21 protein-coding genes, 1 tRNA gene and 1 pseudogene are annotated in these 21,845 nt (G+C 56.0%); 7 read left to right on the forward strand and 16 right to left on the reverse strand.

From position 1 onward, the window contains the following. Positions 1 to 778: 778 nt before the first annotated feature. The 7 genes from ACR0AH_RS20725 to ACR0AH_RS20755 form a co-directional block, all read right to left on the reverse strand. Positions 779 to 855, reverse strand: a tRNA-Met gene (locus tag ACR0AH_RS20725). Between the two features lie 82 nt (positions 856 to 937). Further along, the gene (locus ACR0AH_RS20730; RefSeq protein WP_480593589.1) at positions 938 to 1,909 is read right to left on the reverse strand and encodes an alpha/beta fold hydrolase; all 972 of its coding nucleotides are present in this window, start codon (positions 1,907 to 1,909) and stop codon (positions 938 to 940) included. A 202-nt stretch (positions 1,910 to 2,111) separates the two neighbouring features. Further along, positions 2,112 to 2,915 carry a PaaX family transcriptional regulator C-terminal domain-containing protein gene (locus tag ACR0AH_RS20735; protein WP_480593590.1) on the reverse strand — a complete coding sequence of 268 codons (804 nt, stop codon included), beginning with the start codon at positions 2,913 to 2,915 and terminating at the stop codon, positions 2,112 to 2,114. A 52-nt stretch (positions 2,916 to 2,967) separates the two neighbouring features. After that, entirely contained in the window at positions 2,968 to 4,992 is a 2,025-nt protein-coding gene (gene paaZ, locus ACR0AH_RS20740) for a phenylacetic acid degradation bifunctional protein PaaZ (protein WP_480593592.1), read from the reverse strand. 27 nt (positions 4,993 to 5,019) lie between these two features. After that, complete coding sequence (locus ACR0AH_RS20745) at positions 5,020 to 6,372, reverse strand: TRAP transporter large permease (protein ID WP_170397698.1); 1,353 nt, start codon at positions 6,370 to 6,372, stop codon at positions 5,020 to 5,022. Continuing rightward, positions 6,372 to 6,875 (reverse strand): TRAP transporter small permease, encoded by a 504-nt coding sequence (locus tag ACR0AH_RS20750; protein ID WP_170397701.1) that lies wholly within the window; start codon positions 6,873 to 6,875, stop codon positions 6,372 to 6,374. The genes ACR0AH_RS20745 and ACR0AH_RS20750 overlap by 1 nt, the downstream gene beginning before the upstream one ends. Before the next feature lie 54 nt (positions 6,876 to 6,929). After that, a complete protein-coding gene (locus ACR0AH_RS20755) occupies positions 6,930 to 7,949 on the reverse strand; it encodes a TRAP transporter substrate-binding protein (RefSeq protein WP_480593593.1) in 1,020 nt (339 codons plus the stop codon). A 200-nt stretch (positions 7,950 to 8,149) separates the two neighbouring features. Between ACR0AH_RS20755 and paaG the strand changes: the two genes are divergently transcribed. From paaG to ACR0AH_RS20780, 5 genes are all read left to right on the forward strand, one after another. Then, positions 8,150 to 8,935: a 2-(1,2-epoxy-1,2-dihydrophenyl)acetyl-CoA isomerase PaaG gene (gene paaG, locus ACR0AH_RS20760; RefSeq protein WP_480593619.1), complete on the forward strand. Its 786-nt coding sequence runs from the start codon at positions 8,150 to 8,152 to the stop codon at positions 8,933 to 8,935. A gap of 1 nt (position 8,936) precedes the next feature. Beyond that, positions 8,937 to 9,365, forward strand: coding sequence for a hydroxyphenylacetyl-CoA thioesterase PaaI (paaI, locus tag ACR0AH_RS20765; protein ID WP_480593595.1), 429 nt, complete (start codon positions 8,937 to 8,939; stop codon positions 9,363 to 9,365). A 15-nt stretch (positions 9,366 to 9,380) separates the two neighbouring features. Then, on the forward strand, positions 9,381 to 10,688 hold the full coding sequence (gene paaK, locus ACR0AH_RS20770; protein WP_170636485.1) for a phenylacetate--CoA ligase PaaK: 1,308 nt from the start codon (positions 9,381 to 9,383) through the stop codon (positions 10,686 to 10,688). Positions 10,689 to 10,710: 22 nt separating this feature from the next. Next, entirely contained in the window at positions 10,711 to 11,307 is a 597-nt protein-coding gene (locus ACR0AH_RS20775; RefSeq protein ID WP_480593596.1) for a TetR/AcrR family transcriptional regulator, read from the forward strand. A gap of 69 nt (positions 11,308 to 11,376) precedes the next feature. After that, complete coding sequence (locus ACR0AH_RS20780) at positions 11,377 to 11,592, forward strand: hypothetical protein (protein WP_480593597.1); 216 nt, start codon at positions 11,377 to 11,379, stop codon at positions 11,590 to 11,592. Between the two features lie 3 nt (positions 11,593 to 11,595). Here the strand turns inward: ACR0AH_RS20780 and ACR0AH_RS20785 are convergent, their stop codons facing one another. The 7 genes from ACR0AH_RS20785 to pcaF are packed head-to-tail and all read right to left on the reverse strand — an operon-like array spanning position 11,596 to position 17,205. Then, positions 11,596 to 12,354, reverse strand: a complete 759-nt coding sequence (locus ACR0AH_RS20785; RefSeq protein WP_480593599.1) for a Phenylacetic acid catabolic protein — start codon at positions 12,352 to 12,354, stop codon at positions 11,596 to 11,598. Positions 12,355 to 12,366: 12 nt separating this feature from the next. Beyond that, entirely contained in the window at positions 12,367 to 13,440 is a 1,074-nt protein-coding gene (locus tag ACR0AH_RS20790) for a 2Fe-2S iron-sulfur cluster-binding protein (protein WP_170397725.1), read from the reverse strand. Positions 13,441 to 13,454: 14 nt separating this feature from the next. Further along, positions 13,455 to 13,913 (reverse strand): 1,2-phenylacetyl-CoA epoxidase subunit PaaD, encoded by a 459-nt coding sequence (gene paaD, locus ACR0AH_RS20795; protein WP_170511230.1) that lies wholly within the window; start codon positions 13,911 to 13,913, stop codon positions 13,455 to 13,457. A gap of 6 nt (positions 13,914 to 13,919) precedes the next feature. Further along, entirely contained in the window at positions 13,920 to 14,687 is a 768-nt protein-coding gene (gene paaC / locus ACR0AH_RS20800; RefSeq protein WP_480593600.1) for a 1,2-phenylacetyl-CoA epoxidase subunit PaaC, read from the reverse strand. Next, the gene (gene paaB / locus ACR0AH_RS20805) at positions 14,687 to 14,971 is read right to left on the reverse strand and encodes a 1,2-phenylacetyl-CoA epoxidase subunit PaaB (protein WP_170404692.1); all 285 of its coding nucleotides are present in this window, start codon (positions 14,969 to 14,971) and stop codon (positions 14,687 to 14,689) included. Before paaB ends, paaC begins: the two co-directional genes overlap by 1 nt. A 23-nt stretch (positions 14,972 to 14,994) precedes the next feature. Then, positions 14,995 to 15,987, reverse strand: a complete 993-nt coding sequence (gene paaA, locus ACR0AH_RS20810) for a 1,2-phenylacetyl-CoA epoxidase subunit PaaA (protein WP_170397736.1) — start codon at positions 15,985 to 15,987, stop codon at positions 14,995 to 14,997. 15 nt (positions 15,988 to 16,002) lie between these two features. Further along, complete coding sequence (gene pcaF / locus ACR0AH_RS20815; protein WP_480593602.1) at positions 16,003 to 17,205, reverse strand: 3-oxoadipyl-CoA thiolase; 1,203 nt, start codon at positions 17,203 to 17,205, stop codon at positions 16,003 to 16,005. Between the two features lie 1,022 nt (positions 17,206 to 18,227). Between pcaF and ACR0AH_RS20820 the strand changes: the two genes are divergently transcribed. Beyond that, the gene (locus ACR0AH_RS20820; RefSeq protein WP_480593604.1) at positions 18,228 to 18,425 is read left to right on the forward strand and encodes a hypothetical protein; all 198 of its coding nucleotides are present in this window, start codon (positions 18,228 to 18,230) and stop codon (positions 18,423 to 18,425) included. A gap of 445 nt (positions 18,426 to 18,870) precedes the next feature. Further along, the gene (locus tag ACR0AH_RS20825; protein ID WP_170734234.1) at positions 18,871 to 19,884 is read left to right on the forward strand and encodes a hypothetical protein; all 1,014 of its coding nucleotides are present in this window, start codon (positions 18,871 to 18,873) and stop codon (positions 19,882 to 19,884) included. Positions 19,885 to 20,027: 143 nt separating this feature from the next. Here the strand turns inward: ACR0AH_RS20825 and ACR0AH_RS20830 are convergent. Together ACR0AH_RS20830 and ACR0AH_RS20835 are read right to left on the reverse strand one after the other, a co-directional pair. After that, positions 20,028 to 20,397: pseudogene (locus tag ACR0AH_RS20830) on the reverse strand (transposase); the annotation flags it as partial. A gap of 404 nt (positions 20,398 to 20,801) precedes the next feature. Next, entirely contained in the window at positions 20,802 to 21,755 is a 954-nt protein-coding gene (locus ACR0AH_RS20835) for a hypothetical protein (RefSeq protein ID WP_480593607.1), read from the reverse strand. Between the last annotated feature and the right edge of the window lie 90 nt (positions 21,756 to 21,845).

Below are 21,845 nucleotides of genomic sequence, written 5' to 3' on the forward strand. Positions count from 1 at the left end.
ACTCCTTGGCGGTTACGATGAGCCAGAAACCCTCTCTTATCAAATCGACCTAAACTGTCCCATGGGCGCTGACGTCAGACAAGAGAAACGACCAACCGCGGTTAGCTAGTTATGCCTGCAATACTCTTAATTCCTTGAATCATGGAATACACATATCTGAAATTGATAAATACCTACCCGGGCTCCCCACGATGGATCCGGAGGCTTTGTTTAGCTTGCTCTCACTTTCCTCGGAGCTTCGAGTAAGCAGTGGGCGGAATGTCTATCTTTCGCATTGGAACGACGATAGAAGGACATCACTTCCGGCGGCATTGAAAGAGACATTGGAGGAGGCTGTAGAGGAGGCCGAAGGCGGGTGCAGTTTCGACCTTTTGAGGATAAGGGTATCCGAGAAAATGAAAAGGAGTTGCGATCGTCAACAGCTATCAAGTGCTCTGCAAAACACCAATGCAATATTGAAGCCAAACGGAAGATGGGTTTTGGACAAAGCGGATTAGTCGAACATAGTTATTTGTGACTTTTCGGCGTAGCTGAGTTCCATCGGTCGTATCCAGAAAACCTCTAATCGGGTAGGGGCATATAGTTTAAGCTGGACAGCTAGCGACCGCCACTCTCTGGAGAAGTCCTATAGCGGTTTTCGAATCTTACTAGCCAGATGAGAATCTCGAGCTCCACTGATCAAATGCTGCTGAATATCGGACAAATAGTGGTAAGGGTGATGGTAGAAACTCAAGAAAAATATTTTTTACAGTTTTTTCAATGTGTTATGTTGGTTATTTGGTAGCGGAGGAGGGACTTGAACCCCCGACACGCGGATTATGATTCCGCTGCTCTAACCAACTGAGCTACTCCGCCACGAGTGAGAGGCGATTTAAGCGAGGGGCCGGGGAGGGTCAAGAGGGAAAAGCGTGCCTGCCGAGATTCTTTATTGCGTTATTCAATGCGCGTCCTGCTCTGCCAGCCGGGTGCGGGAATTCTCGGCGATCTGGCGGATGAAACGCGCGCAGACTTCGGGTTCTGTGATGAGTATCATGTGACCCCGGTGTTCCAGGACCTCAAAGGTCAGGCCGAATTTCGTCATTGTAGCACCGTGTAGCTCGGCGGACAGGATCGGGTCCTCTGTGCCGAACAGGATGCCTCCGGGCACGCGCAGGTCGTTATAGCGTGAAGTCAGGGCACCCATGCTGGCCTCTACCCCAACAACATCCTGTGAAGCGGTGATAAAGGCCGAGGGGCGAAGACCAAGGGCACCCCCAGCACGGTTCAGGAAGTCTGAGGGCGCGGGCTCGGGTGCGAAGACGTCTTTCAGGACGAGGGGTGCGGTTTTTCGGGCCATCGGGACGGCGATTGTATTGCCAATAAGGTTGCGCAGCCACTCGGTACGGATTTCAAGTGGTTTGAAAACGGCGGGCGGTTCCGGCATTTGTTGCGTCAAGGGGGCCAGAAGCGCCAACGCCGCCGTATTGTCGGGATAATCCAGTGCCATCGCAAGAGACACGGCGCCACCTAGAGAATGACCGACCAGTGTGGCTTGATCGACGTTCTTTATTTCCAGAAACTCGTGGATCATGCGGGCTTGTTCGGGCAATTCCGCCAACTGGGCAGCATCGCGCGTGGAATAGCCACAGCCCGGACGGTCAACCGCGAGAACGTGATAATCCTGAGCAAGATCATCCACCAACGCATAAGTAAAATGCTGCAATTGGCCTGATAGGCCATGGATCATGACAATTGTCGGGTTGGAAGGGTCGCCTTTTTCGACATAGTGAATGCTGCCACCGTGAACGGGCACGATCCGCCCCAGTTGCGGCACCACTTCGGTGCCCTGCCGCGTTAGGCGACGAGTCCAGATGTGCATCCCCAGCAAAAGGGACATCAGAAACAAGACAATCGTTAGCAAAATCGACATCACGGATCTCCGGTAGGTTTGCTCAGGCGATGGTATTGCCCGGGGCCCGATTGCACCATGCGTTTTCTGAACGGCTGAATTGGCAGGCAGATAACCGCAACCTAATTATTGGTGTGTAAATTGGTATGACTTGGTCAGAAAAGCTCCCAGCACCCGGTATGTGCGCCGCACTGATAATATGGTTGAACAGACCGCTCAGCGGTCAACTACTACCGCTCAGTACGTCAGCCGAGGGGCGTGGCAGCAGATCAAGCAGCCCGAACACGCTATCGCGACAAGCCGGACCAGCCCAATCCACAGGATAAAAAGCCGGAGGCAAGTCCGGCTGGCGTAGCACGACGCGCCGCCACCGATGCACCAGCAGGGTGCGCAGTGTTGCGCTCTGCAAGGGTGTAGGCGCCCAGCCTTCGGGACGGGACTTCGCGGCGCGTTCGACCGCGCCCAGAAGAGCCTTGCAAGAGCCGCGCAATTCGGGTGGACACAACCGATCCTGCACCCACTTGGGGGCTGCGTGCGGAGAGATGTCCAAGGCCAGCAAACCGTCCGACTGATCTGGAACGGGACCCGCACCCATCGCTACGTTGCGCCCAATGGGGATGTAGTCATCGCTGAGCATCACGTCCTCAAGCACCTGAGTGCCCGACCCGTCTTCGGCGATCAGAAGATGCCAATTTTCAATGGGCGAAGGACCGCGCGCATATATGCGCGGCGTGACGGCGGCGGATTGCGTCCGGCCGAATTCCGAGAGGACATGGCGCGAGACGCGTCCAATCCGGTCACTTTCAATCCAGCCGTCCTTGCGCAGCCGGTGCAGAGCGACGCGGATCGCTTCGGGTTTGATGCCCATCGGCTCAATTATCCGGGTCAGAACACCGCCCGAGATTTGCGCGCCGGGCTCTTGTGCCATGTCACCAAACAGCGAGACGATAATCGACCAGACCCGCTGGTCTTGCGGGTCCGCCAGTTCGGCCACAGCCGTTTCGAACCACGAGCTCTTTTCGGTCATGGACCCAGTTTAACCCATTAGGCCCAATAAGAAAAACAGGTAGTATAGCGGCTCAGCAGGCGTTCATGGTTAAAAGTTCGTATTCTGCGACCGGTTCGTCATCCTGATTGGTCAGGGACACGTGCCAGCGGACCTCGCCATAATCGTCATTGCGTGGGGTTTTCTGCTTTACCGTCAGGCGCACCTTGATGCTGTCGCCAGCAACAACGGGCTTCATGAACCGCAGCCCATCCAGTCCGGTATTGGCCAGCACCGGCCCCTCGTTCGGCTCGACAAACAGACCAGCCGCAAAGCTGAGCAACAAATAACCATGCGCCACACGACCGGGGAAGAACGGGTTCCGCGCCGCCGCGTCCTCGTCCATATGCGCATAAAAGGTATCGCCGGTGAAATTGGCGAAGTGTTCGATATCCTCCAGCGTGATGGTTCGCGAGGCTGTGTGCAGCGTCTCGCCGACCTGCAACTCACCAAATTTACGGGTGAACGGATGTGCCGGACCTTGGAATTCGGGCGCTCCTGGTACCCATTTGGTGCTGATACCACTAAGCATGCGCGGGGAGCCCTGAATGGCCGTGCGCTGCATATAGTGTTTCACTCCGCGTACGCCGCCCATTTCCTCACCACCGCCCGCACGGCCCGGCCCACCATGCACCATATGGGGCAGCGGAGATCCGTGGCCGGTCGATTCAGCCATCGAGTCGCGGTCGTTGATGTAAATCCGCCCGTTATAGGCTGCGGCCCCCATCACTACGTTGTGCGCGACCTTTGTGTCGTGAGTGATCAGCGACGTGACCAGAGACCCCTGCCCGCGATTGGCAAGTGCCACCGCATGATCCAGATCGCGGTAGCCCATGAGGGTCGAAACTGGGCCGAAGGCCTCGGTATCGTGCACGCGCTGCGCTTTGTCGGGGTCAGCACAGTAAAACAGCATCGGGGGAACGAATGCGCCGGTTTCAGGGCCGTGCAGGTCGAACGCGTCGGGGTTGCCATAAACCCGTTCAGCCTCTTGCCCGATCAGAGCTGCCTTTTCCAGAACGTCGGCTTTCTGCCCGTTCGACACCAGCGCGCCCATGTGAGTGGTGTCGGAACGGGGGTCGCCGATGGTGATATTTGCCAATCGGTCAGACAGCGCGGCAATTATGGCGTCGACCTGCAGCTGGGGCGCGATGATGCGTCGGATCGCAGTGCATTTCTGGCCCGCCTTTGTGGTCATCTCGCGCGAGACTTCCTTGACGAACAGGTCAAATTCGGGCGTGCCGGGCGTGGCATCGGGCCCGAGGATGGAAGCGTTCAAGCTGTCCTGCTCGGCCACAAACCGGACCGAGTTCTGCAAGATCGCAGGCGTCTGCCGCAGCTTCAACGCGGTGTTCGCCGAGCCTGTGAAGCTGACCACATCCTGACAATCCAAGTGATCGAGCATGTCGCCCAACCCGCCTGAGATCAGCTGTAGCGCACCGGCAGGCAGGATGCCGCTATCCAGCATGATCCGCACTGCCAGTTCGGTGACGTAGCAACTGTTGGTAGCCGGCTTGACGATTGCAGGCACGCCAGCCAGCAGCGTCGGGGCCAGCTTTTCCAGCACCCCCCAGACCGGGAAGTTGAAGGCGTTGATATGAACCGCGACCCCTTGCAGGGGCGTGCAGATATGCTGCCCCAAAAAGGTGCCATTGCGTGACAACTGCTCGATTTCGCCGTCCAGATAAACCTGCGCGTCCGGCATCTCGCGCCGGCCTTTTGAGGCAAAGACAAACATCGTGCCGATGCCACCATCGATATCGATCAGGTGGTCCTTCTGCGTGGCTCCGGTTTCGAAACTCAGGTCGTAAAGGGCTTGTTTATGCGCCGAAAGCTCTTGCGCCAGCGCCTTGAGCATCCGAGCACGATCGTGGAACGTTAACTTGCGCAGCGCGGGGCCACCGGTAATGCGCGCATAGTCAAGCATCGCCTGCACGTCGAGCGCGGCATTGCCAGCGCTGGCAAACGGTGCGCCGGTGATGGCGGATGCGATGGTGCGCGCGCCTTCTCCAGGCGCGACCCAAGTACCAGCGGCGAAGCTGGAAATCTGATGCAGGGACATGGTGTTCTCCTGTTTGATGCGGTGGGACTAGTGTCCCAAAGCGCCCATTTGCTGCGGCAGATACAGCACCACGATGGGCACCAGCACGATCAGCGCGAGGCGGAAGATATCGGCGATCCAGAACGGAGTGACGCCGCGAAATATGGTGCCGGTCGAGACGTCACCCACCACGCCTTTCAGGATGAAGACGTTCAGGCCTACGGGTGGAGTGATCAGCGAGATTTCGGTGACAACCACGACGACGATGCCAAACCAGATTGGGTCATAGCCCAGAGACGTGACCAACGGGAAGAAGATCGGAACCGTCAGCAACAGCATCGAGAGGGATTCGAAGACGCAACCCAGAATGATGTAGATACCAAGGATCATCAGGATCACGACAAACGGAGCCACATCATAGGCGGTCACCATCGCGATCAGGGCTTCGGGCAAACCGGCCAGATTGATGAAATTTGAGAATATCTGAGCGCCAATCAGCACCGCAAACAGGGCAGACGCGGTAAAGCAGGTCTCTTTCAGCACCTCGAATGTCGAGCCAACCGTGAGACCCCCACGAAAGAGTGCAATCAGAAAGGCCCCAGCGGCCCCCATACCTGCGGCCTCGGTGGGTGAGAATGTCAGGTTTAGGGGCTCAAAATCGAAGGCTCCATAAAGCCCGCCAATCACTAGGAAGAACAACAACAGCACAGCCCAAACCGAGCCCAGCGCACGGATGCGTTCGGACCATGTGGCACGCTCTCCGGCTGGACCGGCCTCGGGGTTGCGCCAGACGGTCCAGCGCACGGCGAAGAGGTAGAACAGAATGCCGAGGATGCCGGGGATGATGCCCGCCATGAACAGTTTCCCGATCGAGGTCTCGGTCAGCAACCCGTAGATGACCAGAATGACCGATGGAGGGATCAGAATGCCAAGCGTACCACCGGCGGCAATCGAGGCGGTCGAGAGTTCATCGGAATAGCCGTAACGCCGCATCTGCGGCATCGCGACCTTTGACATCGTGGCGGCGGTTGCCAGCGACGATCCGCAGATAGCCGAAAATCCGCCACAGGCCGCAACCGTCGCCATGGCAATGCCACCGCGCATGTGGCCAAGAAAGGCGTTGGACACCGCATAAAGCTCGCGCGCCATGCCGCCCTTGTTCACGAACAGGCCCATCAGGATGAACAGCGGCACAACCGACAGACCATAGTCCTGCGCAGTGTCGGTGATCTGTCGGCCCACCATGGACATGGCAGCCTTCATCCCGCGCTCATCAAAGATCGAGCCGCCACGCTCATAGGCAAATCCCAATGTGCCGACCAGACCCATGGCAAAGACGATAGGAAGGCGCACCAGCACCAAGATCAATACAATCGCAAATCCGATTAGCGCTGCGGTCATTACATAGGCTCCGACAGTGTATTTGGGGCGAAGGCCTTTAGCAGCCCAGTGGCGATCATCACCAGTGCAGTGATGGCAACAGACAGGGTAATGAACCAGCCGATCAGGTAGGTGGGGATTGAAAGATATTCGGTTACATCCCCATAATCCCGCGCTCGCTCGGCCAGGACCCAAACGCGCTGGACCGGCCAGAACAGCATGATGCCGCTGACCACATAGATCACAACGTCCCGCGCACGCGACAGATGCAGACGGTGGAAGAACCCGTCTGTCAGATCGACCGCGATATGGCCATTGGTGGTGGAGACGATCGGGAGGACAGAAAACACCAGAATTGCCATCAGAATGCGCGTCAGCTCGGTGGCGGCCTCAATGGGCGCATTGAAGACCGAACGCAGGATCACGTCGCAAAAGGTCATTACCATCAGGATAAACAGTGCAATGCAGGCCACGATCACGGGAAGGGCGCTGGCACGGCGCACAAGCTGAATAATAGGGGTCATGGGAAACTCGCGCAGGGTAAGTCAGGGCGGCGCAAGAGCCGCCCTGCAGTCGGATCAGTTCGAGGACATTTCCGATTTGATCATGTCATATGCGGCCTGCGCGTCGACACCTGTTGCGTCAACCTCGGCGATGACCTTGCCGCGGATGTCTTCGGCGATGGCCGAGAACTTCTCCATATCCGCATCTGTGGCAGCGTTGATCGCATTGCCTTCTGCCGCCTCGGTTGCCTCACGTCCAGTGGCGTCGATCTCATCCCAGATTTTACCGATCTCACGGCTCAGCGGTTCACCGAATACGTTTTCTTCCAGCGCCGTCTGCAGCTCGGGTGGCAGATCTGCGAAGGTGTCTTCGTTCATGATGAATGCAAACGAACCACGATAGAGGCCACCGGGCATCTCATAGACGTTCTGCGCAACCTCGGTCAGCTTGAAACCCTTGCGCGATTCCAGTGGCATGACCACGCCGTCAGCGGCTTTCGATGCCAGTGTTTCATAGACTTTCGGAGCGGGCACCTGAATGCCGGTCGCGCCAAGCGCCGCACCAACGTCTCCGCCAACGCCACCCGGGATACGTACTTTCAGGCCCGAAACCTCATCCAGAGTGGTTACTGGCGCGCTGGAATGCAGCTGCGCGGGTCCATGCGTGTGCAAGGCGATGACTTTGACACCACGATGCTCGTCAGCAGCTTTCAAGTACTTGTCGTAGGCGCGCCAGTAAGCAACCGAAGCGTCCTCGGCCGAGCCTTCGTAACCAGGCAGTTCGACCAGCTTGGTGGTGACGAAGCGTCCCGGTTGATAGCCGTGAAAGATAATCGAGGCATCGGCCGCGCCATCCATGATCAGATCCATCTGCGCAGGCGGTGGAGCGATACCCAGCTTAAGCTCTGCGGTGACCTGCCCGTCAGTGGCCTCCTCTACCATTTCGACGAATTTGGGCCACATCTTTGCGTTGATGCCGTGGGTGGGTGGGGCCCAGCTGGAAATTGTCAGGGTGTAGTCAGCCGCAAAAGCAATGGTGCCGGACACCGCCAAGGTTGCAGACGCCAACAATGTGGTGAGCTTGGTGAATTTCATGACCGGGTCTCCTCCTCAAAATCGCAAGTCGTGAATGTGTTAATGGTACGTTTTGTAACTATCAACGACGAGAAATGCTGTTCCGCCCGCTGGCCAAAGTGCATTTCCGATCGCCGAGTCACAAACGGCTATAGAATTTATTGACCAACCGTTCGGTTTATGCAAGAAGTTTGTTGTAACTTATGAAAAGCGAACCGGGCATGTCCGACACGATTATTTCGCAGAATATGGGTCAATGGGTTGAAATTACACTCAATCGCCCTGATCGCCTGAACAGTTTCACGGATGAGATGCACTATGCCCTGCGCGCTGCACTTGAGGCCGCGCGTGACGGTGGTACCCGAGCGGTGCTGTTAACCGGCGCGGGGCGCGGGTTCTGCGCAGGGCAGGATTTGGGCGATCGAAACCCTGCCACGATGAAGGGTCCGCCGGATTTGGGCTATACGGTTCGCACCTTCTACGCGCCTTTGGTCCGCCTGATCAGGTCTTTGGAATTACCTGTTGTCTGCGCCGTCAATGGCGTTGCCGCCGGGGCGGGTGCGAATCTCGCCCTGGCTTGTGATGTGGTACTTGCCGCTGACTCTGCCAAGTTTATCCAATCATTTTCCAAAGTGGGCTTGATACCTGATACCGGCGGCAGTTGGCATCTGCCACGTTTGCTGGGTGAAGCGCGAGCCAAAGGGCTGGCCCTGACTGGGCAACCCCTGCCAGCAAAGCAGGCTGCGGATTGGGGGCTGATCTGGAAAGCAATTCCAGACGCTGAACTAATGACCGAGGCGCGCGCGCTAACGGAACAGTTCGCCAATGGTCCAACGCTGGGACTTGGCCTGACGAAACAGACGATACAGGCGGCTGCCACGAACACCCTGACCGATCAACTCGAGATTGAGGCGGACGCAATGAAAACCTGCGGCGAAAGCGTCGACTATGCCGAGGGCGTTACTGCGTTTCTGGAAAAGCGCGCGCCAGTATTTCGGGGAGAATGAGATGGCGCCGAAGGAACGCGCACAGAAAGCCGCTGCTGCCATGTGGGGGCGGGACAATGCCTCGAAATGGGCAGGCATGGAACTGGTCGAGATGGATGAAGGCGCTGCGACGCTGGCGTTGCAGGTGGCTGACCATCACTGCAACGGGCACGGGATCTGCCATGGCGGCGTGACATTCATGTTGGCCGACAGCGCCTTTGCCTTTGCCTGCAATAGTCGCAACCAGTCCACGGTCGCCCAGCACAATGTGATCAGCTACGTCGCGCCCGCGCGATCCGGTGATCTGCTGACGGCCCGCGCAACGGAACTGAGCCTGACAGGGCGCAGCGGTATCTATGACGTATCCATAACCAACCAAGCCGGACAAAAGATCGCAGAATTTCGGGGCTTTTCCCGCGCGGTCAAGGGTCCGGTGTTTGACGAGACCTGAGATGAGGGGGATGGCATGAAGGATCTTACTCCGAACAAGGCGGATCTTGATCCGATCGAGATCGCCTCGATTGATGAAATCCGCAACCTACAGTTGGATCGGCTGAAATGGTCGCTGCGCCATGCTTATGACAACGTGCCTATGTACCGGCAGCGGTTTGATGAGGCCGGTGTGCATCCTGACGACCTTCAGTCCCTCAGTGATCTGGCACGGTTTCCGTTTACCTACAAAAACGATCTGAGGGAAAACTATCCCTTTGGTCTGTTTGCAGTCCCGCGTGAGCAGATCATTCGTGTTCATGCCTCGTCGGGAACCACGGGTAAGCCAACCGTCGTGGGGTATACGCAAGGCGACATAGACAACTGGGCGGATCTGGTGGCGCGGTCATTGCGTGCCAGCGGTTTGCGCCGGGGCGACATGGTGCACAACGCCTATGGTTATGGCCTGTTCACCGGCGGCCTGGGCGCGCATTATGGAATCGAACGACTGGGGGCCACGGTCGTCCCGATGAGCGGTGGACAGACCGGCAAGCAGGTTGATCTGATCACCGACTTCAAACCAGACGGGATTATGGTAACACCATCTTATATGCTGAACATTCTTGAGCAGTATCATAAGACTGGACTCGATCCGCGCGAAAGTTCCTTGGCTGTCGGCGTCTTTGGCGCTGAACCTTGGACGGATTCGATGCGCTCCGAGGTTGAACAGGCTTTCGATATGCATGCCGTCGATATCTATGGCCTGTCCGAGATCATGGGACCGGGCGTCGCCAATGAGTGCGTCGAAACCAAAGATGGGCCCGTGATCTGGGAAGACCACTTCTACCCCGAAATCATCGACCCGCAGACCGGCGAGGTCATGCCTGACGGTGAGATTGGTGAACTGGTCTTTACCACGCTGACCAAAGAAGGTCTTCCGATGATCCGCTATCGCACCCGTGACCTGACGCGGCTTTTGCCCGGCACGGCGCGGTCGATGCGTCGGATGGAAAAGATCACGGGCCGCTCGGATGACATGATCATTCTGCGGGGTGTCAACGTCTTCCCCAGTCAGATCGAGGAGCAGGTTCTGGCAACCGGCGGTCTGGCGCCCTACTACCAGATCGAACTTTATAAAGCTGGCCGGATGGACGCGATGCGCGTGCATGTCGAAGCAACGCCAGATGCAGCCGATGAGCTGAGCAAAACCGCCGCTGCTCGGATGCTATCTCGCCGGATTAAAGAGGTGGTTGGCATCTCGACCGAGATCGATATAGGCGAGCCGGGCGAGGTCGAACGCTCACAGGGCAAGGCCCGGCGTGTGATTGACAATCGGGACAGTTAAGCGACAGACGGAGGGTCAGGATTTGGCGCGCACGATAGCAAAAGACCACGACCATAAACGAACTCGCATCCTAAAATGCGCCGCCCGCGTCTTCGCGCAGGAAGGATTTGATCGGGCGTCAATGTCTCAGCTGGCGCGGGAGTGCGGGATATCCAAGGCCAATATCTATCACTACTACGACAGCAAGGACGCCATTCTGTTCGACATTCTCGACAGTTACCTGCTGCAATTGCGTGACCAGGTTTGCGGCTTGGACCTTGATGGGATGGAACCCGCGGATCGCTTGAAACGGGTGGTGCGGGAAATCCTACTGGCCTATCAAGGCGTGGATGATGAGCATCGCGTGCAAACCAGCGGCATGTCCACATTGCCCGAAGAGCAGCAGAATCTGCTGCGTGGCTATCAGAGGGATCTGGTGGTGTTCGTCAGTGACATCATCGCCAGCATCTCGCCTGCAACTTTCAAGGATGATGCGGCCAAGCTTCGGGCCACGACCATGTCCGTTTTCGGAATGTTGAACTGGTTCTACATGTGGAATGCCGGGGCGGATGCCAACGCGCGCAGCGATTACGCCGCGTTGGTAAGCAATCTGACATTATCAGGTGTTGATGGCCTTTGAACCCTTGTTGGCACAGAGTTGATTTGGCTCTGCGGTCAGGATGAGGTTCAATAAGGGCGGAGGTTACCCATGCAACGCCCTGATCGTTTCGATAAATTCTATTTCGCCAAAGTAGGTCTGGGCGAAGCCTGTGGCTGCGCCGAGCGGGTGATTGACGTTTTTGAGTTCAATCGGAAATGTGGTGCTAAAGCCCAGCAGCCATTGAAGAAAGATCGGCGAAAGCGTCGCACGCTTCGCGGATTGGCCGTGAAGTATGGGTTGTTGAGCCGTAAACGCCAACCTTGAAAGCTAGGGTACTTTAAGTCCCAGCTTTTCGATCTGTTCGGTCGCTTTTACTGTCCACTGATCTTTCATCTCAATCCCGGTTAATTGCCGCAGCCCCAGCTTGCGGAGCGTTTCGGTTTTCTCGGCTGTGCCTGCCCCAAAACTTGCCGCGACCCGGGGCCACCAATAGTCGACCGACGCTTGCATTTCTGCAGCCTTTCCCTGTTCGATCAGCTTGCCCGCACCCTCAAGCGCAAGCTCCCCATGGCGCGCCTCGATCGGGGAAATCTCGCGGAAGGCCTCGGCCAAAGGCTGATAGGATATCTGCGAAAACTGGGCGAGTTGGACGTCAACCGCCTGGCTCATCAGCAGGTTCATAACCACGGCATCTTCCCATCCTTCGATCGGATAGTTGAATACAGCAAGGCGCATGTCGTGTTCGGACCGCGTAGCCCCGATATCCGCATCACGATCCAGACGTGTGGTCCAGGGATGGTGATTTGCATAGCGGTCAGTGTTGGCTCCGAACTCGCCCATGATTTTCAGGACACGATCTGCGTTGTCGGTCTTTTCCAGCACAATCTTGGCCGCCGCGATGCGTTCCTTGATGCCCGGGCCCAGATTTATGATGTCGGCAAAGCTCGCTGCGCCGGCCAGTTCGCTGTCCACGAAGGTCGCCATCAGTTTCATGAGCTCTGCACGATAGCGCGGAGGCACGTTGGTTGGATTACTCAGGACACCACCCGCTGCCAAATAGCTCTCGATTGTCATGTCTTCAGCCATCATTCCCTCCGTCTACTGATCGTAGTCCACGACAACGGTGTCGGTCATCGGATAGGCCTGACAGCTCAGGACGTATCCTTTCTCGACTTCGTAGTCTTCCAATGCGTGATTGGCGACCATCTCGACCTCGCCCTCAAGCACTCGGCAGCGGCAGGTTGAACAGACCCCGGCCTTACAGGCGTAAGGCGCGTCCATCGCATTCTCCAACGCGGCATCGAGAATCGATTGATCCTTCGGCATGGTGATCGTTTGCGTTGCCCCGTCCATGGTGATTGATGTTTTGGTCTGGTTGTCCTGAGATGCCGTGTCCGCCCCGCTCACTTTGCGCTTGACCCGACCGGGTTGAGCGCTGGCGAAGAGTTCAAACTTGATCTGCCCGTCGTTCAGCCCATGCGCCCGCAGGGCTGAGGCAATGCCCAGCATCATCGGCTCGGGGCCGCAGATAAAAGCCGTGTCGACGTTCTGAATATCGATCCAGTGTTCAAAAAGTTCGGCACATTTGTCTTGCGTGACCAGACCTGTAAAAAGCTCGATTTCCTGCGCGTCTGTTTCCAGAATATGGATCACGTTCAGACGCCCCATATAGAGGTTCTTGAGGTCCTCAAGCTCCTCTCGGAACATGATCGTGTTCACGCCCTTGTTGGCATATACCAATGTGAACCGCGAATGTGGTTCTCGGGCAAGCGTCGTCTTCAGGATCGAGAGAACCGGCGTGATGCCCGACCCACCCGCAAAGCCCAGATAATGCTTTTCGGCGGAGGGATCGATTGCGGTGTAAAAGCTGCCCATCGGCGGCATCGCCTGCACCGTATCGCCCACCTTTAGATCGGAGTTGGCCCAGGTCGAGAATGCGCCGCCATCCACGCGCTTGATCCCCACCTGCAGAATGCCCTCATCCTTGCCCGCGCAGATCGAATAGGACCGGCGCAGTTCTTCCCCGTCGAAATCGCGGCGGAAGGTCAGGTACTGGCCTTGGGTAAAGTCGAATTCATCGGCTGAACCGTTTACAGGTTTCAACGTCACGACCACCGCATCGCGGATGGTTTTGTGAACATCGGTAACTTCCAGATCATGAAAGCGTGCCATCCGGTGATCCTCCCTCAGATGCACTTGAAATAGTCAAAAGGTTCCAGGCAGTCGGTGCAGCGCCAATGGGCCTTGCAAGGGGTCGAGCCAAACTGGCTGACCTTTTCAACCGCCTTGCTACCGCAATGTGGGCAGCGTTCAGGTCCACCTGCAGGCTGCGGCGGGGCGATGCCGTAATCCTCGAGCCGAGCACGGCCCTTGTCGCTGAGCCAATCGGTGGTCCAAGCCGGTGCGATACTTGTCTCGATCCGCAGATCGTCGATTCCATGATCACGCAGTGCAGTTTCGATATCCATGCTGATGACCGAGGTCGCCGGGCAGCCTGAATAGGTCGGCGTGACGGTAACCGTCAGAGTGTCATCATCCCATCGCACATCGCGTACAATGCCCAGATCGACGACCGAGATCACCGGAATCTCAGGGTCTGGTACAGCGTCCAGCCATTCCCACACCTGATCCGTTGAAGCCCGCATTGATCCTTACCACTTCGCGCCGGGATAGGCGCGCTGCAGCCACTGCATCTGTGTCAGAAGATGTCCTAGATGCTCGGTATGCATGCGACCGTCGCGCCCGCCCTTATGGGCAAAGCGGCTTTCGGGAATGGTTAGTGTCGCCTCGGACAGCACACGCTCGATCAGAGCGTCATATTCTGCGCGCAGATCTGCCGGGTTCGGGGCAATCCTCGCCGCAACCATTTCTGCATCAACATCGTCACTGGCAAACATCTCGCCGACATATGGCCAGAGATAGTCCAGCGCCTCTTGCACGCGGGCATGACTTTCCTCGGTCCCGTCGCCGAGGCCCACAACCGTATCGCCCGAACGTTCGAGGTGATAGCTAACTTCTTTGCTGGCCTTGGCGGCGATCGCCGCGACACGTTCGTCAGAGGATTTCATCAGATGCCCCAGCATGATCGAATGCCAAGCATCAAACAGGAACTGACGCATCAGCGTGCGGCCGAAGTCGCCGTTCGGCACTTCGACCAGCAGCACATTGCGGAAATCCCAGGCGTCGCGCAGAAAGGCCAGATCATCGGCGGATTTGCCGCCGTCGATCTCTCCCGCAAGACCCAGCCACATCTGAGTCTGACCGATCAGGTCCAGCGCGGTATTGGCCAGCGCGATGTCTTCCTCCAGCACAGGCGCATGACCGCACCATTCGCTGACGCGATGGCCGAGGATCAGGGTATTGTCCCCCATCCGAAGCAGAAACTGCAGCAAAGCGTCATTGGAAACCGGAACACTCATTACATCGCCCCCACTTCTTCGGGAATATCGAAGAAGGTTGGATGGCGGTACACTTTGCTTTCGCTGGGCTCGTACAGCGGACCTTTGTCGCTGGGCGATGAGGCCGAAATGTTGTTGGCCTCAACCACCCAGATCGAAACGCCTTCGTTGCGGCGCGTGTAGACATCGCGCGCGTTCTTGATCGCCATTTCCGCGTCCGGGGCGTGTAACGATCCAACATGGCGGTGACTCATGCCATGTTGTCCGCGGATGAAGATTTCCCACAGGGGCCATTCGTTGTTCATTTGGTATCCTCCTCAGGGCAGTATTATTCTGCAGCCAGATTTGCAGCGCGTTTCTTGCGGGCATGAGCCAGCAGCCCGTCGCGAACCCATTTACCGTCGTCCCACGCCTTGTTACGCGCGGCCAGCCGGTCGACATTGCAGGGGCCGTTGCCCTTGATCACATCGAAAAACTCGGACCAGTCCGGGTCGGTGTAATCATAATGGCCCCGTTCTTCGTTCCATTTCAGGTCCGGGTCAGGGATACTCAGACCCAGATATTCGGCCTGAGGCACGGTCTGATCCACGAATTTCTGGCGCAGCTCGTCATTGGTGTTGATCTTGATCTTCCACGCCATGGATTGCGCCGAATGCACGCTTTCCTTGTCCGACGGCCCGAACATCATCAGCGACGGGTACCACAGTCGATTTATTGCATCCTGCGCCATCTTACGCTGTTCTGGCGTACCCTCTGCCATCTTGCGGATCGCATCATAGCCCTGGCGCTGGTGAAAGCTCTCTTCTTTGCAGATGCGGATCATTGCGCGCGAGTATGGTCCGAAGGACGTCCGCTGCAGCGGAACCTGGTTCATGATCGCGGCACCATCGACCAACCATCCGACCGCGCCGATATCGGCCCAGTTCAGGGTCGGGTAGTTGAAGATCGACGAGTATTTCATGCGCCCGTCCAGCAGCATCTCGGTGATCTCATCCCGGCTGACACCCAGCGTTTCTGCCGCGCAATAGAGATACAGCCCATGCCCGGCCTCATCCTGCACCTTGGCCAGCAGGATCGCCTTGCGCTCCAGCGTTGGCGCTCGGGTGATCCAGTTTCCTTCGGGCAGCTGGCCTACGATTTCAGAATGTGCGTGCTGGCCAATTTGACGGATCAGTGTCGCGCGATAGTCGTCGGGCATCCAATCCTTGGGCTCGATCTTGATATCGGCGTCGATCTTGTCCTGAAACGCGCGCTCCTGCTCGGTCATCTCCTCGCGGGATTTCACGCCGGATCCGGCTGTTTTAATCATCTGAGCGTACATGTGAGGTCTCCTCCCTTACACACGTTCAAGAATAAGTGCGGCACCCTGCCCTACCCCGACACACATGGTGCAGAGCGCGTAGCGGCCTCCGGTGCGGCGCAGTTGATAGGCAGCAGTCATCACTAGCCGCGCACCGCTCATTCCAAGCGGGTGGCCAATGGCGATTGCCCCGCCATTTGGGTTCACATGCGGCGCATCATCGGGCACCCCGAGTTCGCGCAGCGTGGCAAGGCCCTGCGAGGCAAACGCCTCGTTCAACTCTATCACATCCATCTGATCGATGCTGAGCCCAGCCCGTGCAAGCACCTTTCGGCTGGCTGGAACCGGGCCGATGCCCATCACGCGCGGTTCCACCCCGGCAACGGACATGCAAACCACACGGGCAATCGGGGTCAGATCGTTCTTTGCCGCAGCAGATTCATTTGCCATCAGGATCGCCGCCGCGCCGTCGTTAACACCCGAGGCGTTTCCAGCGGTCACAGTCTTGTCCACCCCGTTGATGCCCTTTAGGCCGGACAGTTTCTCTGCTGTAGTCCCCGGACGTGGATGCTCGTCCGTATCGACCACCACCGGGTCACCTTTGCGCTGGGGGATTGTGACCGGGGTGATCTCCTCCTGAAACACCCCGGTCTGGTGCGCCGCGGCCCAGCGGGCCTGGCTGCGTTCGGCAAACGCGTCCTGATCGGAGCGACTGATACCATAAGCTTCCGCTACGTTATCCGCTGTTTCGGGCATCGAGTCGATACCAAATTCCTTTTCCATTTTCGGGTTCACAAAGCGCCAGCCGATCGTGGTGTCGTAAACGGCATTGGCACGAGTAAAGGCGGATGCTGCCTTGGGCATCACAAATGGCGCACGCGACATGCTTTCGACCCCACCCGCGATCGCCATGTCATAATCCCCAGCCTTGATGGCGCGCGCAGCCATGCCCACCGCATCCATGCCAGACGCGCAGAGCCGATTGATTGTCGTTCCCGGTACATCCACCGGCAGCCCTGCCAGCAACGCCGCCATCCGCGCCACATTGCGGTTGCTTTCACCGGCTTGGTTCGCATCGCCATAAATCACGTCGTCCAGACTGGACCAATCCACCTGTGGGTTACGCGCGACAAGCGAAGCGATTGGCAGGGCGGCAAGATCATCTGTGCGCACCTGGCTTAGTCCACCACCATATCGTCCGATCGGGGTGCGCTGGGCGTCGCAGATAAAGGCGTCCATAGGTCGATTACTCCGAATTTGAATTCACATCATTAAGTGACCGGTAGGTCGGTTAATAAGCCTCTCATCGATTCGCAGCAAGCTTTATGTTACTTCATCTACGTTTTCTTGCTTTTTCCGTAACGCTTTGGCTTGCTGCGAGTAACTTGGTCGTGTGAAACGTAGTCTTTGCCGGCTTACCATCTGCGCCGATGCCGTCTCAGACCTTTGACAAGGGTTCCTTCAACACAAAATTTGACAAATCGAAAACGTACTTAGACCGCTTCGAATAGGCAGTTTGAAATGTTGCCATTCTGAGATTGGAGTTCCGGTAAACGTTTGTATCTGAGGCAGACATCGCACCAGATTGTCTGGTTTTGACCTATAGCGTTTAATGAATGATACTTAACAACTTTCGTCGCAAAAGCCGCCTTCAGTCATCGACAATCATCAAGTTAACTTTGAAAAGAAGCGTTGAATGCTCAATGCACAGAAGCCGAGACGACATCCATCATTCGCAGCTGTCTATCGGAGATCAAGTTGATCCCGTTAGAACGGAAGTATGCGATTAAACTTGTCGAGGAACTGTCGGTGTATTTGCGTTGGTTGAGATTCAAAACGAACAAAGCCGCCCTGCGGCGGTCTGTTCGGGGCTTTGTTCGACACAATTGCTTGCGGGAGGACGCAACCACCGATGCCGAACGCAACTGAAATGCCAGGTATAGGCGGTGATTACAACGGATCGTCGCAACACGTGCGTTGAACCGTTTTGCTGGCGTTTGCTTTTTTTTGCATTTCAGCATTCGAAGTGCGAGCACAAAACAATGACACGGAAGTTAACAACCTATTCGTAGAGGCGGTAGAGCTTTACCGGCAGTCAAAAAAAGTGTCTGGAAACGCCAAGTTAGAGGCGTACAAAAAAGTCCGGAGTCTCTTCGAGAAGATTCTGAGCGACTGTACTGAATTAAAGCCTGCAAGAGGGGCGGCCCGGGAGGGTCACCATTGCCAGCCTTCCCAACTCCAGACCGAAAGGATGGAACGATTTGAAACGCGAAATTGATCGGGTTTTCAGGTCAGATACGATAACGGCACGGGGGCGAATGAAACCGCAGCGGACGCTGCATTTTGCGCGCATCTTGCGTGGCGGCTATGATGCCGCTGAACCCAATCAATTCTTAGAGCAAAGAGGCTGGACGCTTTTATATGCTTACAAAGCGATCGTGCTCTTGTCGGTGATGTGACCGCTTCTATCACTTGACGAAGCACACTATGGGCCTAGCTATGCGCATTTGTTTGGCACACGAGACCAAGCAATTTGGAAAGCTCAACACACCACGCATGGTCTAGCCCAAAATCATAGTTCTCGGCCTAACGGCACGAGACGAGGCTGAGATTCGCGCTATTGCCGAATAAATGACCGTTATTTTTATATCTGATGCTGTGTTTGGCAGTTTACTTGGTTTAGTTGCTAAGAATGAAGCTTCCGGCGAAAACAAAATGCCCAAGCGGCAACTGTACGTCGCACTGCTACAAATCCAGTGCAGCGAATGCTGAAATGTGCTAACCTTACACCGCTACAGCGGTTTGCTCATTGCGTGAACGTTTTGCCGTCCAATCGCACTTAGCTGATTGCTGTTGTTTTTAAGTCTTTGCTTTTTTGTCGTTAAGTTTTCCAGGGAGAGTTTTATGATCAGTAGTCTTTGCACGGCCTTTTTTAGCAAGGCTCGTTACGGAACTCCGATGTGTTTATTGGTTTCATTGTCCATTGCGACGGATGTTCGCGGTCAGGACAACGAAATCGTGACGGTGCCAAGTGTTTTCTACAGCTATCTGTCCGAGGAGAAAGATTCTGAAGGTAACCACATAAAGAAGTTTTTTGACCTAAAAGAGCTTTCCGACCAAATAAGCGAGTTGGGCCTAAGCTCCGAGTCCGCACTTGCGATAAATGCTTCGGAGGAGGATGGTTATAGATCATTGAACGAAGATGCTTTTATCAATGCTCTGAGACAAAGTGATAACCCTGGGTTGGAAGCCCTTGGTGACTCACTCGGGTATTTTGAAGATGAAGAACTGAACGGTGGTGGAGTGCAAGCCGCGGCAGCAATAGAAATGCTAACAGTTTCTGACATCGGCGCAGAAAAGTGTAAGGCGCTTCCGCCTGCCCCACCAGATCTGGGCAATCCAAATAACAAATGGGAAATCTACAAAACGGCTATTTTGGGTCGCAGTTCCATGACTGCCGTCCAGTACGCTTTTGATCAAGACGCGAACGAGGGTCTTGGTCGTGGCCAATTCGACATAAGGACCACCAAGTTTGTCCTATGTCGTAATCTACTTACGAACGACATAGAGGGCATCCCAATCAATGTGCGGTGGGTATTCAATGTGAATGGCCAAAGCCTGAAAGTCGAAGAATCAGGCGGCTTTTCAAACCCGCCGCCCAATGGTGGTTCGTATCAGCAGCGGTTTATTGCAAGAGGAACGGGAATTCAGCTTGTACTTATGCAAATTGACGGCACGGCGCTGCCGCCCAACAACCCTGCATACCTGATTGTAGGGAATGCCTGTATCGACATTTGGTTCGTGGATAAGGTTAATGGTTTTGACATTTCCGTGCCGGCGTCGCTGCCAAACGCAGGTGTGTTTTGTGCGGGCGGCTATTGCAAGGGCGTTCCACCGGGTTTGGATGCGACGCGATAGGTCAATTCTTCTCGCACGCCAAAATTGAGGCATCGATAAAACCGAGATGCGCTCATGTGAGCGCAGCGAATGGCACTTTGGACTTTGTGACCTGCGGTGGTGATCGCGACTTACGCCGTTAATCAAGAGAACTGGCGACTAGTTCATGTTGACAAATGGCGAAGCCAAAGTCGGTTGGACTCTATGTCTATGATATCCCAGGAAGCTTTCTGCGGCCTTGTGGTAGCGGATCGCGACACGTCGAGCGTTTTTGAGCCTGTTAAAGCAGCGCTCGACCCGTTTTCGCGGACGGTAGAGTGAACGGTCGACACCAACGCGCATCTTTGTGTTTTTCCGTACCGATATCTGGGTCATCACAACTCGATTATTCATCTGTCTACGTGTTTTGTCAGCATCATAGCCGCGATCTGCTATCAACACGCGCGGCTAAGGCAGATTGTCTACCTTTACCAAATCGAAACCACGATAATCAGATGTCCAACCCGGTGTGATATCGGTCCTCATATGCAAGCCAGTGTGCGTTTGCGAGCAGGTGGGTCACACGCCCATTCTGAAAGAGAACATGCGAGCAGGTCTGGACCTTCCTACTCGCGTTCTTTCGTTCGATCAGAATGATCGCCTGCGGATCTGCTACACCGGCTCCCAGTTTCTTGAAGTCCGGCATGGGTTCACAGACGCCTCTGCGTTGCGTGCATTTCAGAGCCAGATGAAGGACGACCAAGCGAGAAAAGCCCCGCACAGGACCCTTCACGTGCGTAGTTATATCCAGCTTTCTACGGGACATCGCTGGTGGAGCCTTCGACATGGAAGTTCATGCCGGCTCGCCTAAAAGGGCAAATGCAACGTTCGCGAAGTAGAAAAAACGGCGCCGGCTGAAACACGCAACGCGCGACAGGGTCGCCAAACTCACCGCTCTGTCAGCGCGTGTTCACGATGGGCGGTTTTGAACAACGACCGAGGCAATAGTGGACACCGGCCGCGGCGTTGGGTTTTAGTGTCATTGGTACGCCCGTTTCCTCCGGGAACATCATGTCAATACAGGCGGTCCCGTTATCCGCAAAGATCAGGGGGATACGATTCAGACTTCCGGGTGGAACTGTGCTTTGATCGAATTTTTTCCATTTTGCGCGGCCCTTGCCAAGCTCCCAATTCGCTTCCCAATAGTTGACGATTTTGATGTCCTGTTTCGCGGCATAAAGCTTGTATTCGAACGGCTCCGCCATGGCAGCGCTGACCTTCAGTTCTGTCGCATCAAAGGCTTTGTGAAATACACCTTTTATCGCGTCTTCTATAGTTTTTTTGTCGACCCTGGCGTTCCCGGCCTCGACGTGGAAGTACTGGTAACGAACTGCTGGCGTCAGCCTTCCAGCACGCGAGACTGCGGTTCGCATCAGGACACAGAGACGAAGGTCGCCGCTTGATTTTGCATACGGACCATCTGCGCCACCAGAATAATAATACCCGGCGAGCCTAGAGTCGTGCAGACATTTGTCCAATATCTGCCCCTTGACCGAAACTGTCCTTGTGCCGAACAGGTTCCTGTTGTTCGCAACCCTTACAACCGGCTCGGTTGCGACCCCGGAAAATCCGCCGTAGTCACGGACAACCGACGCACGGTTAATGGCAGGACAAAACTCCTGCTGGGGATCGCAAGGGGGCTCACTGAGCTGCGACAGGAGCCTTTTGAAATCCGCTTCCGTGAACTCTTTCACTGGCTTGGGCGGGTCTTCCAGATTCTTGTTAGGAGATACTCCGCCCGCGACCACCTTCTGGTCGGGCAGGTTGATCGTGTTGAATGATGATCCCTTCTCGTCTTCCACTACATAGGAACAACCGGAAAAAAGAGCGACAATGCAAGTTAACAGCAACATACTTAAACTGGGTCTTTTCATAATTTACTTCGACAACAAAATTCGAGTAATGCCAGAACCGTAGCACGTTCGGTTTAAAAAATCTAAGAA

The organism is Ruegeria sp. AM5 (genome assembly GCF_056540645.1).

What these genes read in the sequence shown, in the direction of transcription:
- ACR0AH_RS20730 (WP_480593589.1), bottom strand. Translation starts at nt 1,909, where the DNA reads ATGTCGATTTTGCTAACGATTGTCTTGTTTCTGATGTCCCTTTTGCTG.
- ACR0AH_RS20735 (WP_480593590.1), bottom strand. Translation starts at nt 2,915, where the DNA reads ATGACCGAAAAGAGCTCGTGGTTCGAAACGGCTGTGGCCGAACTGGCG.
- paaZ (WP_480593592.1), bottom strand. Translation starts at nt 4,992, where the DNA reads ATGTCCCTGCATCAGATTTCCAGCTTCGCCGCTGGTACTTGGGTCGCG.
- ACR0AH_RS20745 (WP_170397698.1), bottom strand. Translation starts at nt 6,372, where the DNA reads ATGACCGCAGCGCTAATCGGATTTGCGATTGTATTGATCTTGGTGCTG.
- ACR0AH_RS20750 (WP_170397701.1), bottom strand. Translation starts at nt 6,875, where the DNA reads ATGACCCCTATTATTCAGCTTGTGCGCCGTGCCAGCGCCCTTCCCGTG.
- ACR0AH_RS20755 (WP_480593593.1), bottom strand. Translation starts at nt 7,949, where the DNA reads ATGAAATTCACCAAGCTCACCACATTGTTGGCGTCTGCAACCTTGGCG.
- paaG (WP_480593619.1), top strand. Translation starts at nt 8,150, where the DNA reads ATGTCCGACACGATTATTTCGCAGAATATGGGTCAATGGGTTGAAATT.
- paaI (WP_480593595.1), top strand. Translation starts at nt 8,937, where the DNA reads ATGGCGCCGAAGGAACGCGCACAGAAAGCCGCTGCTGCCATGTGGGGG.
- paaK (WP_170636485.1), top strand. Translation starts at nt 9,381, where the DNA reads ATGAAGGATCTTACTCCGAACAAGGCGGATCTTGATCCGATCGAGATC.
- ACR0AH_RS20780 (WP_480593597.1), top strand. Translation starts at nt 11,377, where the DNA reads ATGCAACGCCCTGATCGTTTCGATAAATTCTATTTCGCCAAAGTAGGT.
- ACR0AH_RS20785 (WP_480593599.1), bottom strand. Translation starts at nt 12,354, where the DNA reads ATGGCTGAAGACATGACAATCGAGAGCTATTTGGCAGCGGGTGGTGTC.
- ACR0AH_RS20790 (WP_170397725.1), bottom strand. Translation starts at nt 13,440, where the DNA reads ATGGCACGCTTTCATGATCTGGAAGTTACCGATGTTCACAAAACCATC.
- paaD (WP_170511230.1), bottom strand. Translation starts at nt 13,913, where the DNA reads ATGCGGGCTTCAACGGATCAGGTGTGGGAATGGCTGGACGCTGTACCA.
- paaC (WP_480593600.1), bottom strand. Translation starts at nt 14,687, where the DNA reads ATGAGTGTTCCGGTTTCCAATGACGCTTTGCTGCAGTTTCTGCTTCGG.
- paaB (WP_170404692.1), bottom strand. Translation starts at nt 14,971, where the DNA reads ATGAACAACGAATGGCCCCTGTGGGAAATCTTCATCCGCGGACAACAT.
- paaA (WP_170397736.1), bottom strand. Translation starts at nt 15,987, where the DNA reads ATGTACGCTCAGATGATTAAAACAGCCGGATCCGGCGTGAAATCCCGC.
- pcaF (WP_480593602.1), bottom strand. Translation starts at nt 17,205, where the DNA reads ATGGACGCCTTTATCTGCGACGCCCAGCGCACCCCGATCGGACGATAT.
- ACR0AH_RS20825 (WP_170734234.1), top strand. Translation starts at nt 18,871, where the DNA reads ATGATCAGTAGTCTTTGCACGGCCTTTTTTAGCAAGGCTCGTTACGGA.
- ACR0AH_RS20835 (WP_480593607.1), bottom strand. Translation starts at nt 21,755, where the DNA reads ATGTTGCTGTTAACTTGCATTGTCGCTCTTTTTTCCGGTTGTTCCTAT.